Source organism: Niabella insulisoli, assembly GCF_039652435.2.
Taxonomy (GTDB): Bacteria; Bacteroidota; Bacteroidia; order Chitinophagales; family Chitinophagaceae; genus Niabella; species Niabella insulamsoli.
Map to the genome: position 1 here is coordinate 1124019 of NZ_CP190246.1, position 16485 is coordinate 1140503.

Sequence of the window (16485 nt, forward strand, 5' to 3'; positions counted from 1 at the left end):
TTATGAAATATTTATTTACATTAATCGTGATAGCCCTTGGTTTTACAGGGTGTAAAAAGTTTCTCGATCAGGTGCCGAACGACCGCCTGACGCTGGAAGAAACATTTAGAAACCGTTCTACCGCCGAGCGTTTCCTTGCGAGCGTGTATGCATTTGTTCCGCGCGAGCATAGCCAGCGTTTTGTGGGAAACTATAACTCCGGCCCCTGGACAGGCGGTTCGGACGAAGCTGAATATCTATGGGGTTTTGTAGAATCCAATCAAATCAACCTCGGAAGCTGGGATGTAAACAGCGGCTTCACCAAAGCCTTTTGGCGCGACTATTATAAAGGTATAAGAAACGCAACTTTTTTCATCGCCAACATCGACAACGTTACGGTGGACATTACTGAAACCCAGAAAAAGCAGTACAAGGCAGAAGCAAGGGCCTTGCGTGCGATCTATTATTTCTATCTTTTCAGAATTTACGGTCCTGTTGTATTATTAGGCAACGACGTGATAGAAGTAGACGCTCCTTTCCAGGAACTACAGCTTCCAAGAAACAGCGTAGACGAATGCATCGATTATATCACATCCGAGTTGGATGCAGCTGCAGCTGACCTTCCTGTGCGTCCTTTGAACGACGCCAACATAGCGAGGATAACCAAGCCCATTGCGCTCGGAGTTAAAGCAACAGCGCTGTTATATGCAGCAAGCCCGCTGTTTAACGGCAACGCTGATTTTGCGAGTTTAAAGAATAAAGATGGAAAGCAGTTGATCCCGCAAACTTATGACGGCTCTAAGTGGGCGAAGGCCGCTGCTGCCTATAAAGCGTTTATTGATGAGTTTGTGCCGGGTGTTTTCGATTTGCATAGAACTTTCAATGGTGATGGATCCTTAAACCCATTCTTGTCCTGCCGCGATGCCATATTGGTCGATTGGAATAAAGAAACCATTTTCGGTAGGCCCGATGACGACAATGCACGCAATTATGAAGTGACACCTTACCACAACGGCTATGCGTCGGAAGTGAGGGGAAGTGGAGGATTGGGAGCTACACAACGGCAGGTTGATGCATTTTTCATGGCCAATGGCCGTCCGATCACTGATCCGGCATCGGGCTATGCTAATTCAGGAACATCCAACTTCAGAGCGCCGGACGATAACACGGACAGGGAAACGTTTAATCAATGGGTTAATCGCGAACCGCGCTTCTATGTGAATATCACATACGATAACAGAAGATGGTTAAACACTAATTCCGGCGACGCCGTGACGCGCTTGTTTTTCAAAGGTAATTCAGGGAAAGGAACCAGCAACGACTATTGTCCTACCGGATATGTAGTAAGGAAAGGCGCTACAACGAAAAACTGGAATCAGGGCAACAGCGTGATCATTTTGCTTCGCCTTGCCAACATTTATCTGGATTACGTCGAGGCGTTGAATGAGTCAAATCCCGATGATCCGAATATTTTAAAGTATTTAAATCTTATAAGAGAAAGAGCCGGTGTGCCGCAATATGGTTCAGCAAACCTGCCGGCTCCTTCCGGACAGGCAGCTATGCGCCTTGCCATCCGCCAGGAAAAGCAGGTAGAACTTTGTTTTGAAAATGTGCGCTATTTTGATACCCGCCGCTGGAAGATTGCGCCGCAAACAGATAATGGACCTGCGATAGGGTTGGATATAGACTCGCCGCTGCCGGGATTTTATAATCAAAAGCCTTTTGAAACAAGAGTATTTGCCACCCGCCATTATTTCTTCCCGATACCAATTGAAGATGTAAATAACGATTTTGAACTCATTCAAAACCCGGGCTGGTAATGAAAAAGATAGCGTTACTTTTATGGCTGACCCAGCCACTGTTTTTCCTTCTGCAGGCGCAGCCGCTCCCTACGCCTGCGCATCAAAAGGAGAAGACCGCATTTCAGATTGCAGCTCCCTGGAATGAAGCTTACGATGTTCGATCTGATGTAGCCATCGTTTACGGGGTTAATGACGCTGGCGGCAATTTTGAAGCCCGTGTAAAAGGGTGGCAGGATAAAGGTTATAAAGTTCATTTTATGACCGGCATAGCCTGGGGACAGTATAAAGACTATTTTTTAGGTGATTATGATGGAAAGCCTCATTTGGACGAAGGACAGGTGGAACGTAATGGCGACACAATTTGGCATGGGCACAATGTACCTTACATTGTGCCTTCGGCCAATTTTCTTAATTATTTAAAAACGCATCTAAAAAGAGCGATAGATGCGGGCGTTTCAGCTATTCATCTCGAAGAGCCTGAGTTTTGGGCGCGGGCAGGCTATAGCGCTGCCTTTAAAAACGAATGGCGCAAATATTACGGGTTTGACTGGAAGCCGCAGCACAGTTCGCCCGAAGCCACTTATCAGTCCTCAAAACTAAAGTATCACCTATATTATAACGCGTTAAAGGAATGTTTTGCCTACGTGAAGGCTTACAGCAAAAGCGTCGGTAAAAATGTGCAGTGTTATGTACCTACTCATTCTTTGATCAATTATTCGTCCTGGCGTATCGTTAGCCCCGAGGCCAGCCTGGCTTCGATCAAAGATGTGGATGGATATATCGCGCAGGTCTGGACGGGTACTTCTAGAGAGCCGGTATATTTTAACGGTGTGCAAAAGGAGCGGGTTTTTGAAAACGCTTTTCTTGAATACGGATCAATGATATCAATGGTGAAGCCAACCGGCAAGAAAATTTTCCTGCTTACCGATCCGATCGAAGATTGGCCCCGGACCTGGGACGATTACAAGAAAAATTACCAGGCCACTTTTACCGCCAAACTTTTATATCCCTCTGTCGCTGATTACGAAGTGATGCCGTGGCCCAACCGGATTTATCAGGGAAAATTTAAGCTTGAAAACAGTGACGATCGTGTGCCGATTGCGCCGGAATATGCGACCCAAATGCAGGTGATGGTCAACGCGCTTAACGAAATTCCCGTTTCCCAAAATGCCGTGAGCGGTAGCCATGGGGTAGGTGTTTTATTGTCTAATTCGATGATGTTTCAACGTTTTCCAACTCATGCAGGTTACGAAGATCCGCAGCTTTCCAATTTTTACGGGATGGCCATGCCGCTGTTGAAACGTGGTGTTCCCGTGGCCACGGTTCATATGGAAAACCTGATGAACGAAAACAGCCTGAAGGATGTGGCGGTATTAATCATGAGTTACGCCAATATGAAACCTTTGAGCGAAAGCTACCATCGTGCGTTGGCAACATGGGTGAAGGGCGGAGGTGTGCTGCTTTACTACGGACGTGATAAAGACCCTTTTCAAGGCGTTCAGGAATGGTGGAATTCGAAAGATAAAAAATTTGAAGCGCCATCTGAAGATTTGTTTGCGAAATTGGGCCTTAAAGACCCAACCGTTTTTGACGGCCGTTTTTTGAAAGTCGGAAAAGGACAGGTGTCGGTTAACCGGGTTGACCCCAAAGAGTTAGTTATGACGGCCAATAAAGACCAGGCATTTATAACGAATGTTAATAATGCTTTTGAAATGCGTACCGGCAGTCGCCTGATGTTGAAAAATAATCTTGTATTACGCCGCGGCCCTTATATAGTAGCGGCGGTTTTAGACGAGCATGAAGATAAAAGACCGCTGATAATCAACGGCCCCGTGATTGATCTTTTTGATCCCCGGCTGCCGGTTTTAAAGCGTTGCGAGATAAGGCCAGGCACGCAGGCTTTCTTGTATGATCTTTCAAATTTGACGTCGGATCAGCCGCGGACGCTGGCAAGCGCAGCCCGAATATACAATGAAACCATTACCGATAGCTCTTACGCTTTCGTGGCCAAAAGCCCATCTCATACCATCAACCGTATGCGTATAAAATTACCGGCAGTGCCGGTTTCAGTGCAATTCAGTACCGATGCGCTGCTGGCAGGCACAATAAAAAAAATATGGGATGAAGAGACAAAAACGATATGCCTCCAATTCAACAACCGCAGCGAAGGCGTGTCTGTAAAAATTAACTGGAAATAATTAATCAGTATAAAAATCATCATAATTATTATAAACTTAAAAACCGGAAAAATGAGAAAATATTTAAAACTTGCTCTGGGTTGCATCGCTTGCTTGATGCTGGTGACAGCCTGCGATAAAAAGGATGAAATAACCAGCGAGGAGGGCGTGATTTATATGACCCAGGCTATTGATGCGCGTAGTAACATCAACTTGTTGATAGCCGACACTTCGCAGTCTTTTACCTTTGGTGGCGCTTACGGCGGACAGTTATTTCCTCAGCAGGATATTCAACTCAATTTTAAGCTCGATACGGCCTTGGTAGATGCGTATAATGCCAGTCATGCAACGTCTTACAAAAAGCTTCCCTCTGATAAATTTTCGATATCAGGGTTGGATGCCGTAATCCGTTCCGGAAGAACAACGTCAGAAAGCATCAAAGTTACCATCGACACAAAAATGCTCCCCAAAGATGCTGAGTATTTAATGCCCATCACTTTGCAAAGCAGTTCTGCCGGCAAAATAAACGATCAGTTAAAAACAGCCTATTTTAAAATTAAAATTACCCGTAAAGAAACCGACCTTACCGGCGCTGCCGTGTTATCAGTTTCTAAGGACAACGGCGGTGGCGCAGACGCTGGTGAAGGTTCAAAAAAATTGGTTGATAATAATCTGAATACAAAATTCCTGGCCGGCGGCTTTCCCATGACACTTTGGATGCAACTGAAATTTCCCGAACCGGTTTCTTTACAATCTTATAAATTGACATCTGGTAATGACGCGTCTGAGCGCGATCCAAAAAACTGGGCTATTTTAGCATCCAACGACGGCAGTACCTGGGTTGAACTGGATAGAAGGACTAATCAATCCTTTAGCGGACGTACGCAAACCGTGCAATACGAATTTTCAAACGACGAATCTTACAGCTATTATCGCTGGCAGGTTGAAGAAAACCATGGTTCTGATGCCTTCCAGATAACAGAATGGCGCGTGATCACCTTTAAATAAAAAAAGTATTATCATACATGAGGTTTCGATTTTTTTTGACGGCAGTAACTTGCAGCTTTATGCTTTCGGCGCGTGCGCAGGAATTGGTCAATTACGTGAACACTTTGCAGGGTACTAATTCGAGTTTCGAGTTGACACGGGGCAACACCTATCCGACCACAGCTTTGCCATTTGCAATGAATACCTGGACGCCGCAAACGGGTAAAAACGGTGAAGGATGGAAATATCAATATCAAAAAACAACCATTCGTGGCTTCCAACAGGCGCACCAGTGTAGCTCCTGGTCTAACGACTATGCGGTGTTTTCCCTGATGCCGGTGATCGATAATTTAAAAGTAAACGAAGACGCAAGAGCCACTGCTTTCCGGCACGAAAATGAAATCGGTAAGCCTCATTATTACAAAGTGACTTTTGATAATGAAATCACGACGGAAATGTCTCCCTCCGAAAGAGGCGCGCATATTCGCTTCAGCTTTCCTAAAGGCCATCCTGCTTACGTGGTGTTAGATGGCTACACCCGTTTAAGCGGTGTGGAGATCTTTCCTGAAGCGCGCATGATTACAGGATTTGTAAACAACGGTCATGGTATGCAGCGTGGTTGGAAAAATCATTTTGTTTTAATTTTTGACCAACCGTTTAAAGCGCATGGCACCTGGGAGAATCAGCAAAATACACTTCAGCCCGGAGCCCGAAAGGCGGAAGGCAGGGGCAAGGGCGCCTACCTCGAATTTGAGAACGGCGCCAAAGTGCAGGTGAAAGTGGCCTCTTCTTATATCAGCCTCGAACAGGCGAGGTTGAATTTGGAGAGAGAATTGGGCGGAGATAAGACCCTCGAAGCCACAAAAAGTAAGGCCTATAAAATATGGAACGAACATTTAAAAAGAATTTTGGTAGAGGGCGACTCAGAGGAAGATAAAGCCACTTTTTACTCCTGCTTTTTCCGCGCCAGCCTTTTTTCAAGAGCCTTCTTTGAATACGACAAAAACGGGAATCCTTATTATTTCAGCCCTTATGATGGAACGGTACACAAGGGATATATGTACACCGATACAGGCTTTTGGGATACGTTCCGTGCTCAATTCCCGTTGAATATCTTGCTGCACCCCACCATGCACGGCCGTTATGTAAACGCCCTGTTAGACGCGCAGGAACAATGCGGCTGGCTTCCATCCTGGTCCTTTCCCAATGAGCAGGGCAGTATGATCGGCAACCATGCTATCTCGCTATTGACCGATGCGTGGGTGAAAGGCCTGCGCACTTTCGATCCGCAGCGTGCGTTGCAGGCTTATTTTCATGAAGCGAACAACAAAGGCCCCTGGGGACCGGCCAACGGGCGCGATGGTTATAAAGAATATAATTCCTTAGGTTATGTTCCTTATCCGCAGGTAAGAGAGGCAACCGCTAAAACGCTGGAATATGCTTATGATGACTTTTGCGGATTCGCTCTGGCCAGCGCTGTAGGCGATAAGAAATATATAGACGCATTCGGGTCAAAAATGTTTAACTATAAAAACGTATTTGATCCTTCCACTAATTTCATGCGCGCCCGCGATAAAGACGGCCGATGGTCCAAAAACTTTGATCCCTACGAGTGGGGCGGCCCCTTTACTGAAGGGAATGCCTGGCATTGGGTTTGGTCGGTGTTTCATGACGTGGACGGGCTGATTGATTTAATGGGCGGGGCAAAGCAATTTTGCGCAAAACTTGATTCCGTATTTACATCCCCTTCCACGGTTAACGTGGGCACTTACGGATTTATGATTCATGAGATGAAAGAAATGGTTATGGCCAACATGGGGCAATATGCACACGGAAATCAGCCCATTCAGCACATGCCTTATTTATACAATTATGCCGGCCAACCCTGGAAGTCGCAGCAGCGCGTTCGCGAAGTGATGCGTAAATTGTATAACGCCACAGAAAACGGATATCCTGGCGACGAGGATCAGGGACAAACCTCTTCCTGGTATGTTTTAAGTGCGTTGGGTTTTTACAGCGTATGCCCGGGCACCGACCAATATGTTTTGGGTAGCCCGATGTTTAAGAAGATTACGATCTCGCTCGAAAACGGGAAAAAATTTGTCGTGGACGCGTCCGGTAATAACCCGCGAAATGTTTACATTCGTTCAGCCAGGTTGAATAATAAGCCTTACAGCAAAAATTATATCACTTATTCAGACATCGTAAATGGCGGAACGCTGACATTCCGCATGGATGATCAACCCAATTATAAAAGAGGCATAAAGAAAGGAGATATGCCTTTTTCAGTTTCGAAAAAATAATAAGATATTATTGATATGGATCGAAAAACGTTTATACAAAATAGCGGACTTCTAACAGCCGGCGTAGCGATGGGCCAATGGAGCTTTGCCAGATCTGCAAATGCTTTTCCTGTGGTGAGAGTGCCCGAGGCTCAGCGGAATTTTAAGAGCGCATCGGTAGAAAGCGCCATCAAAGCTTTTCAGTCAAAAGTGAAAAACAAAGAGCTGACCTGGCTTTTTGAAAACTGTTTCCCCAATACGTTGGACACAACAGTTTTTTATACCGAAGCAAACGGACGGCCTGACACTTACGTGATTACCGGCGATATAGACGCCATGTGGTTGCGCGATAGTTCGGCGCAGGTGTTTCCCTATTTGCAATTTAGTAAAGAAGATAATGCGCTGCATAAGCTGATCATTGGTGTGATCAATAAGCAGGTTCATTTTATTTTGAAAGACCCTTATGCCAATGCTTTCTACAACGACGACTCGAAAGTGAGCGAATGGAAGGAGACGGACAAAACAGAAATGAAGCCCGGCATTCATGAACGGAAATGGGAGATCGATTCGCTTTGTTATCCGATTCGGTTGGCGTACCACTTTTGGAAACAAACAGGAGACGACACGCCGTTCGATGCCACATGGAAAGAATCAGTAGCCTTAACCCTGAAGACTTTTAAAGAGCAGCAGCGCAAACACGACAGGGGTCCCTACAGTTTTCAACGTAAGACCGACTGGGCCACAGATGGCGTGCCGATGGCTGGTTATGGCTATCCGGTAAAACCCAATGGCTTGATATGCTCTATGTTTAGGCCCAGCGATGATGCCACAATCTTTGCGTATCTGATTCCCTCCAATTTTTTTGCGGTCGTTAGTTTAAAACAGGCTGCTGAGATGGTTTCAAAAATTTCGAAAGATCAACAACTCGCGGGTGAGCTGAGCGCTTTAGCCGATGAAGTGGAAAAAGCGTTGAAAATGCACGCGACGGTGACGCACGCTGCGGTTGGTAAATTGTATGCTTTTGAGATCAACGGTTTTGGAAGCAGTGTGTTGATGGATGACGCCAACGTCCCGAGCCTGTTGGGAATGCCCTACCTGGGCGCGGTTCCGACAAATGACCCCATTTATAGGAATACCAGGAAGTTTGTCTGGTCGCCCGAGAACCCCTTCTTTTTTAAAGGAACGGCCGCCGCCGGCATTGGCGGTCCGCATATTGGACTGGATATGATTTGGCCCATGAGTTTAATCATGCGCGCCTTAACTTCCGGCAACGACCAGGAAATCAGGGAATGCATCACGACGTTGCAGCAAACTCACGGTGGCACTGGCTTTATGCACGAATCCTTTCACAAAGACGATCCTAAAAATTTTACAAGGAAATGGTTTGCCTGGGCGAACACGCTTTATGGAGAATTGTTGTGGAAGACCTTCAAAGAAAGGCCTCATTTACTGTCCTAATAAAAGCAGGATAGCGATCAAATAATTTTTTTAAAACTGTATCAATGATTTTTTTCAAACGCATTTTTTTCTATGGCCTGTCGCTAATGGCGTTAACGGCCAATGCACAGCAACCGCTTGATTACGTGAACCCTTTGATGGGGACTTTGTCGAAATTTGAATTATCCAATGGAAATACCTATCCCGCCATCGGCTTGCCTTGGGGCATGAACTTGTGGACACCGCAAACCGGCCGCATGGGCGACGGATGGGCATATAAATACAGTGACGATAAAATTGTAGGATTTAAACAAACCCATCAACCTTCGCCCTGGATGAATGACTACGGCTATTTTTCCATCATGCCAATCACCGGAAAGATGCGTTTTAAGGAACAGGACAGGGCCAGCTGGTTTTCGCACAAGGCAGAAGTTGCGCAACCTCATTACTATAAAGTTTATTTGGCCGACGCCGATGTGACAACCGAAATTGCACCCACCGAGCGCGCGGCCCGTTTTCGTTTTACGTTTCCTCAAACCGACAGCGCTTTTGTGGTAATCGATGCGATCGATCGTGGTTCTTATGTTAAAATCATCCCGGAGGAAAACAAAATTATTGGCTACAGCACACGCAACAGCGGAAGCGTGCCTGAGGATTTTAAAAGCTATTTCGTTATAGAATTTGATAAACCCTTTGACTATAAATCCACCTGGGATGAAGATAAGTTTTCTAACAAAGAAGAAATGAAAAGTAAACATGCCGGCGCCGTAATTGGTTTTAAAGGCTTGAAGCGCGGCGATATCGTCAATGCTAAAGTGGCGTCTTCTTTCATCAGTTTTGATCAGGCCGAATTAAATCTAAAATCTGAAATTGGTAACAAAGATTTTGATGCGGTGAAAACAGGTGGTGCAAAAGAATGGTCAAAAGTACTCGGCCGCGTAAAAGTGTCGGGCGGAACGGACGAGCAGCTGCGTACTTTTTATTCCTGCCTCTACCGCATGGTGTTCTTTCCTTTACGGATGTATGAAAAAGACGCCGGTGGCAACATTGTTCATTATAGCCCCTATACCGGCAAGGCTGAACCTGGTTATAAATTTGCAGGCACTGGGTTTTGGGATACTTTCCGTGCGCTCTACCCGTTTTTACATTTTGTATATCCCGCTATTGCCAAAGAAATGCAACAAGGGCTGATCTCTGATTTTAAAGAAGGCGGATGGCTGCCCGAATGGTCTTCGCCGGGCTACCGCGGCATCATGGTGGGCAACAATTCTGCTTCTGTGGTTGCTGAGGCGTACCTGAAAGGGCTGCGGGGTTATGATATTGAAACATTGTGGCAGGCGTTGGTACACGGCGCTAACAATGAAGGCCCTCATGCCACCGGAAGAAGAGGTGTGTCTTACTACAATCGTTTGGGATATGTTCCCAATGATGTAAAGATCAGTGAAAATGTGGCGCGCTCGCTCGAGTATGCTTATGATGACTACGCCATTTATGCATTTGGAAAAGCGATCGGAAAACCATCGCTCGAAACAGATGTCTACAAGAAGCGCGCGATGAACTATAAAAAACTTTTTGATCCGCAACATCTTTTAATGCGCCCGAAAAATGAAGATGGCAGCTTTTCAACACCTTTTAATCCTTATTCCTGGGGTGGCGCTTTTACCGAGGGTAATAGCTGGCATTACTCGTGGAGCGTTTTTCAGGATATTGAAGGTTTAAAGCAACTGATGGGCGGCAACGATATGTTTGTACGCATGTTGGATTCCGTATTTATCATGCCGCCCGATTTTGGAGATTATTCTTACTACGGATCGGTCATTCATGAAATGCGGGAAATGCAGATTACCAATATGGGCCAGTATGCCCACGGCAACCAGCCGATCCAACACATGACTTATCTTTACAACTACGCCGGGCAGCCCTGGAAATCGCAATATTGGGTTCGGGAAGTTATGGACCGGTTATACAACGCATCGCCGGATGGTTATTGCGGTGATGAAGACAATGGCCAAACATCGGCCTGGTACGTATTCTCTGCACTTGGTTTTTATCCGGTGACGCCGGCAAGTACGCAGTATGTGTTGGGCGTTCCTCTTTTCAAAAAAGCAGAGATCAATTTCGAAAACGGCAAAAAACTGGTGATTAATGCGCCGGAAAATAGCGCGCAAAACAGGTATGTGAAATCTGTGACAATGAATGGTAAAAGTATAGGCAAAAACTTTTTGGACCATTTTGAGCTGCTCAAAGGCGGGGCGCTTAACTTTGCTTTGAGCGCACAGCCCAATAAAACCCGGGGCGTAGCGGCATCTGATTATCCGTTTTCGATGAGCACAGAATAAAAGCGCTTACGATAAAACAATATAAAAGAAGCTAAAACTCATTCCGGTAAAGGGAATGGGTTTTTGGCACATTAGCTTGCCGGCGTTTCGGCTTTTAAAAAGCGATGAGACAAACATGTGAAATAGGTGCTATGAATTCTTTTTCTTAGAAGTTAATTATTGGGGAAGTCCGGTTTGCCGCCAGGTGGGCATCTGGCCATAAAACGATAAAGGATAAATAAATGAAACGTTCATTATAAGATTTTCATTTTTGTTGCACAGGGGCATGAAAATTTTATACTTGTAAGTCGATTCGATCCATAAAACCATAAACCATTTACGAATGAAAAGAATTCAAATCATGCTATTCGCTTTGTGCTGTGCTTTGCTGTCTAATGCGCAGACAGAAAAATTCAACGGCCTCGATATGAACCTGGGAAATTTGTCGCGGCTTTCTGATGCCAAGACGCGATCCATCAGCCCTGAAAACTTTACAGGCGAAAAGGGCAAGGGCGCACTCGCCGACCCTGCCGCTGACAAGGGCAAGCGAAATGTGGCCAATGCGGCAGACGCTGCGCGCGATCTGGGCAAAGGTTGGAAAGTAAATCCTTTTATCATTATCGAACCCGGCGAAACTTTTACCATGGCAGATATTGAAGGCCCTGGCGCCATACAACATATCTGGATGACGCCTACGGGCAATTTCAATTTTACGATCTTCCGGATTTATTATGATAACGAAGAAACGCCCTCGGTTGAAAGTCCTGTCGGCCCCTTTTTCGGCACGGCCTGGACACAGGTTTCCTGGCTCAATTCGCTTGCGATTACGGTAAACCCGGGTAGCGCTTTCAATAGCTACTGGAAAATGCCGTTCCGGAAAAAGTGTAAAATTACCATGCAAAACCTCGATAGCCAGCCTATGCGTTTGTATTATCAAATTGATTATACGCTGACAGAAGTGGGCGCTGACGAAGGTTATTTTCATGCGCAATACCGTAGAAGTGCGCGCGATCCGAAGTCATCATTACATACCATTGTTGATAACATAAAAGGCAAAGGCCAGTATGTGGGCACGTTTATGGGCGTTGGCGTCAGCAACAATGGTTGGTGGGGCGAAGGCGAGATCAAGTTTTTTATGGACGGCGATAAAGAAAACGCCACTATTGTGGGAACGGGCACCGAAGATTATTTTTGTGGCTCTTACAATTTCGAAAACAAGCGAACCAAGCAATACGAAGAATTTTCCACTGCTTACGCGGGTTTGCACCAGGTGCTGAGGCCTGATGGCGTGTATGGGTCACAACAAAGATTTGGCATGTATCGCTGGCATATTATGGATCCGATCCGTTTTGAAAATGATTTAAAAGTGACCATTCAGGACTTGGGGTGGCGCAGCGGTGGGAGATACCTGCCGCAGCATTCTGATATCATTACGGTGGCTTACTGGTACCAGCGCGAGCCGCACGCCAGGTTCCCCAAGCTCCCTGTCGTGGATGATTTGGAGGTAAATTGATAAGCGCCGATTGCTCTGTTGTGTTGGTCGATCTTGTTAAGTAAAAACATTGCGCCATGAAACATAGAATGCTGATCGTTTTTGCCTGTATGGCCAGCGGATTTTTCGCTTGTAATAGCCCAGAACCTAAAAAGCCGGTTCAGCAATACAAAATGGATACATTGAAAAAAGGAAGCTTTGGTTTTGATTTGGATTTTCTGGGCAGCCGGGATAGCGGCCTGGTAATATTAAAAAGTTCGGATACGCTGGCTCAGATAATTGTATCGCCTAAATACCAGGCTAAAGTGTTTACCTCAACCGCCAACGGCGCTGCCGGTAAAAGTTATGGCTGGGTGAACTACAAAGCTTTTGACGAAGCGGTCAATACACACATGAATGCGTACGGCGGAGAAGACCGGCTTTGGTTAGGGCCGGAGGGAGGGAAGTTTTCTTTGTTTTTTAAACCCGGCGCTGAAATGGTTTTCGAACAGTGGCATACGCCGCCCGCTATCGACACCGAATCCTGGCAAAAAGAGACGCAGACCCAGCAGCGCGTAGACCTTACGAAAAGGCTGACGATAACCAATTATGCAGGGACAAAATTAGATATGCGGCTGGAGCGAAGCGTCAGCATTTTATCAAAAGCTGATATGCAAAGCCGGTTAAATATTTCGCTGCCGCCTGGATTGAAGCAGGTGGGTTTTGAAACGAATAATTCGATTATTAACACAGGTAGCGAAGAATGGACAGAAGCAACGGGCATACCGTGTTTATGGAACCTCGACATGTTTAATCCGTCTGAAAACTGTGTTATCGTCATTCCTTATGACACGAGCGCCACTGGAAAAATAGCGACCACCGATTATTTTGGCGAGATTCCTTCGGATCGTATAAAAATGGACCATGGTGTTTTATATTTTAAAGCGGACGGCAAAAGCCGGGGAAAGTTGGGGCTGAGTGCGGCGCGCGCTAAAGATGTCGCAGGAAGCTATGATGCCGCTGCGCAGTTGCTTACTATTATCAAATATGATATCCATCCTGAAGGAAAATACCTGAACCAGGAATGGAACACAGAAAAACCCGTTTTTAGCGGTGATGCTATGAACGCTTATAACGACGGCCCGCTCGACCAGGGAGGGCAAATGGGCCCGTTTTACGAACTGGAAAGTGTGTCGCCCGCTGCCTTTTTAAGGCCGGGGCAAAAGATGTCGCACCGCCATAGCGTGTTTCATTTCGAGGGAGAGGCGTCAAAATTAAGTGCGATTTCTTCAAAGTTGTTAGGCGTTTCGATCGGCCAAATCGAAAATAGTTGGAAACAGTAATCCCCATCTATCCTCATGAATTTTTGTTTGCATAACCTATAATTATTTATCTTTCGCGAATAATTATTATCTAACGGTTATACCCATTTCATGGAAAATCAATCAGCACCGATAAAGGGAGTAGCGCAAACAGCGCAGAAGTACGGCTTTGCTTTTATTTTAATTACATCGCTTTTCTTTTTCTGGGGCTTCGTGCACAATCTCGATCCCATCCTCATTCCCCATTTGCGCCGGGGGTTCCGGCTTAATAATTTTGAAGCTTTGCTGGTGGATTCGGCCGTGTATGTCGCCTATTTTGTGATGGCGATTCCTGCCGGTATCCTGATGAAAAAATATGGTTATAAAACCGGTATTATCCTGGGCCTGCTGCTTTTTGGGATCGGTTGTTTTCTTTTTGTTCCGGCTGCGAATACCATGCAATATATGTTTTTCCTGGGCGCGCTTTTTATTGTAGCCTGTGGGCTGGCTATATTGGAAACCGCTGCTAATCCTTATGCAACCGTTTTGGGCCCGCCTGAAACAGCCACGCAAAGATTGAATTTTGCCCAGTCATTTAATGGCCTTGCGGCTTTCGTAGCGCCGGTAGTCGGCGGATATTTTATTTTGGCCGAGAATCCGCTTAGCGATGCCGAAGTAGACGCTATGACCGAAACAGCAAGGAGCGCTTACCTGCTTTCAGAAACGGCGACCGTTAAAATGCCTTACCTGATTTTAGGAATTATTATTATCATCGTCGCTATTATTTTCATCTTCACAAAGCTTCCGGATATTAAAGATGAACAGGAATCTGAACATCGTGGATTCTTCCATGCGCTGAGGCATAAGCACCTCGTTTGGGCTGTAGCGGCGCAGTTCTTCTATGTAGGCGCGCAGGTTTGCATCTTAAGCTCGCTCGTTTTGTTTGCGAAAGACGTTGTTTTTATCGAAGAAAATGATGCAAAATGGTATTCGGGCATCGCCGGTCTTGCCTTTATGGCCGGCCGTTTTGTCGGTACTTTTTTCATGAGATTTGTGCAACCCCGTATTTTACTCGGCATATACGCCATCATTTGCATAGCGCTTTGCGCCGTGGCCATCTTAGGATCGGGAATGATTACTTTGTATGCCATGATTGGTATCGCATTTTTCATGTCGATCATGTTCCCAACCATTTTTGCATTAGGTATTGCCGGAATCGGCGCTGACACTAAATCGGGCTCCAGCCTGATCGTTATGTCGATTGTGGGCGGCGCTATTCTTCCTCCGTTATTGGGATGGATTGGCGACACAACCCAACACTTGCAATATGGCTACGTGGTGCCGTTGGTTTGCTTTGCCTTTATTGCATGGTATGCGAAAGTCGGCGTTAAGGCCGATTTAAAATCGGAAACATTGCCGGTGGGAGGCCACTAACCGACCTGGCTTTTACTTTTAATGAATAATCGACCTTTGTAATAAAAATACAGCCACGCCTGAGGCAAATCCTACAATGGCGATCCAGGATATCTTTCGAAGGTACCAGCCAAATTTGATATGCTCAATGCCCATGACGGCCACCCCTGCCGCAGAGCCGATTATAATCGCGCTACCGCCGGTTCCGGTAGTAAGCGCTAAAAATTCCCAGAAATAATGATCGGTAGGGTAGGTGCTCATATCGTACATGCCTTGCGCTGCTGCCACGAGCGGAACATTATCAACGATAGCCGAAAGCAGCCCCAACGTTGATCCGATCAGGTAATCATTTTGAAGCGTGGTGTTCAGAAAAGTGGCCAGCGACGCTAACAGGCCAAAGCTTTGCAATGCAGATACCGCCAATAAGATTCCAAGGAAGAATAAAATGCTCGGACTGTCGACTCTTTCAAGGGCCTTCGCCAGGTCGTAGTCATATTTTTTTCTTTTGTGGATTAAAGTGGTAATGATCCACATAAAACCAACCATCATCATCATGCCCATAAATGGCGGCAAATGCGTAACGGTTTTGAAGAAAGGGACAAACAACAAGCTGCCCACACCGGCCGATAAAACAATCTTTCCATGCTTTCTCTCCCGGTCGGTAGTTGTCGATACCAGGGGCTTGGCTGTTTCCTGGCCTTTAAAACGATAGCCAATAATCAGCGTTGGTATCAGGCAAACCGCAATGCTGGGAATGATCAGCATTTTAATGATATTCAATGCCGTAATCTGACCGCCAATCCACAACATAGTGGTGGTTACATCGCCCAGGGGAGACCAGGCGCCGCCGGCATTGGCGGCGATAATTACCATGCTTGCAAACCAAAGCCGGTCTTCCTTGCGTTGCAATAACTTCGCGCATAAAGATACCATTACGATGGAGGTAGTAAGGTTATCCAAGAGCGCGGAAAGGAAAAACGCTAGAAAGCTAATAATATAAAGCAGCTTTCTTTTGCTGCGTGTTGTAATTCTTTCCGTAATAATATCAAACCCATCATGCGCGTCAATCAGTTCTACGATAGTCATCGCTCCCAACAGGAAGAAAAGAATGGATGAAATATCTCCCAGATGGTGCAAAAGGCTTTCTGTGGCAGCTTCGCTATCGCCGCTTTGAAGCAAATAAATGGTCCAGCAGAGGACGCCAGTGATCAAAGCCGGCGACGCCTTATTAACCTTCGTTACATGTTCCAGAGCGATAGCCAGGTACCCAATTACAAAGACGATAATGATTGCTGCTGTTGCCATGAATGAATAATTT

The 16485-nt window shown here is 46.0% G+C and carries 10 protein-coding genes; 9 read left to right on the forward strand and 1 reads right to left on the reverse strand.

Translation table 11 applies throughout. The features are described from left to right. The first annotated feature begins 2 nt into the window (after positions 1-2). The 9 genes from ABDK00_RS04785 (at position 3) to fucP (ending at position 15188) form a co-directional block, all read left to right on the forward strand. Complete coding sequence (locus tag ABDK00_RS04785) at positions 3-1799, forward strand: RagB/SusD family nutrient uptake outer membrane protein (RefSeq protein WP_346238735.1); 1797 nt, start codon at positions 3-5, stop codon at positions 1797-1799. Further along, positions 1799-3979: a hypothetical protein gene (locus tag ABDK00_RS04790; RefSeq protein WP_346238736.1), complete on the forward strand. Its 2181-nt coding sequence runs from the start codon at positions 1799-1801 to the stop codon at positions 3977-3979. Before ABDK00_RS04785 ends, ABDK00_RS04790 begins: the two co-directional genes overlap by 1 nt. 51 nt (positions 3980-4030) lie before the next feature. Continuing rightward, positions 4031-4966 carry a BT_3987 domain-containing protein gene (locus ABDK00_RS04795; RefSeq protein WP_346238737.1) on the forward strand — a complete coding sequence of 312 codons (936 nt, stop codon included), beginning with the start codon at positions 4031-4033 and terminating at the stop codon, positions 4964-4966. 17 nt (positions 4967-4983) lie between these two features. Beyond that, a complete protein-coding gene (locus ABDK00_RS04800; protein ID WP_346238738.1) occupies positions 4984-7248 on the forward strand; it encodes a GH92 family glycosyl hydrolase in 2265 nt (754 codons plus the stop codon). A gap of 15 nt (positions 7249-7263) precedes the next feature. Next, a complete protein-coding gene (locus tag ABDK00_RS04805; RefSeq protein WP_346238739.1) occupies positions 7264-8685 on the forward strand; it encodes a glycoside hydrolase family 125 protein in 1422 nt (473 codons plus the stop codon). A 44-nt stretch (positions 8686-8729) separates the two neighbouring features. After that, entirely contained in the window at positions 8730-11003 is a 2274-nt protein-coding gene (locus ABDK00_RS04810) for a GH92 family glycosyl hydrolase (protein WP_346238740.1), read from the forward strand. A 322-nt stretch (positions 11004-11325) separates the two neighbouring features. After that, positions 11326-12495 (forward strand): glycoside hydrolase family 172 protein, encoded by a 1170-nt coding sequence (locus ABDK00_RS04815; protein WP_346238741.1) that lies wholly within the window; start codon positions 11326-11328, stop codon positions 12493-12495. Positions 12496-12551: 56 nt separating this feature from the next. Continuing rightward, complete coding sequence (locus tag ABDK00_RS04820; RefSeq protein ID WP_346238742.1) at positions 12552-13796, forward strand: DUF6786 family protein; 1245 nt, start codon at positions 12552-12554, stop codon at positions 13794-13796. A 90-nt stretch (positions 13797-13886) separates the two neighbouring features. Next, positions 13887-15188, forward strand: a complete 1302-nt coding sequence (gene fucP, locus ABDK00_RS04825; protein WP_346238743.1) for an L-fucose:H+ symporter permease — start codon at positions 13887-13889, stop codon at positions 15186-15188. Positions 15189-15206: 18 nt separating this feature from the next. Here the strand turns inward: fucP and nhaD are convergent, their stop codons facing one another. Beyond that, on the reverse strand, positions 15207-16472 hold the full coding sequence (gene nhaD / locus ABDK00_RS04830) for a sodium:proton antiporter NhaD (protein WP_346238744.1): 1266 nt from the start codon (positions 16470-16472) through the stop codon (positions 15207-15209). Positions 16473-16485: the final 13 nt, after the last annotated feature.

Coding starts and splice junctions, on each gene's coding strand:
- ABDK00_RS04785 (WP_346238735.1), top strand. CDS start 3: ATGAAATATTTATTTACATTAATCGTGATAGCCCTTGGTTTTACAGGG.
- ABDK00_RS04790 (WP_346238736.1), top strand. CDS start 1,799: ATGAAAAAGATAGCGTTACTTTTATGGCTGACCCAGCCACTGTTTTTC.
- ABDK00_RS04795 (WP_346238737.1), top strand. CDS start 4,031: ATGAGAAAATATTTAAAACTTGCTCTGGGTTGCATCGCTTGCTTGATG.
- ABDK00_RS04800 (WP_346238738.1), top strand. CDS start 4,984: ATGAGGTTTCGATTTTTTTTGACGGCAGTAACTTGCAGCTTTATGCTT.
- ABDK00_RS04805 (WP_346238739.1), top strand. CDS start 7,264: ATGGATCGAAAAACGTTTATACAAAATAGCGGACTTCTAACAGCCGGC.
- ABDK00_RS04810 (WP_346238740.1), top strand. CDS start 8,730: ATGATTTTTTTCAAACGCATTTTTTTCTATGGCCTGTCGCTAATGGCG.
- ABDK00_RS04815 (WP_346238741.1), top strand. CDS start 11,326: ATGAAAAGAATTCAAATCATGCTATTCGCTTTGTGCTGTGCTTTGCTG.
- ABDK00_RS04820 (WP_346238742.1), top strand. CDS start 12,552: ATGAAACATAGAATGCTGATCGTTTTTGCCTGTATGGCCAGCGGATTT.
- fucP (WP_346238743.1), top strand. CDS start 13,887: ATGGAAAATCAATCAGCACCGATAAAGGGAGTAGCGCAAACAGCGCAG.
- nhaD (WP_346238744.1), bottom strand. CDS start 16,472: ATGGCAACAGCAGCAATCATTATCGTCTTTGTAATTGGGTACCTGGCT.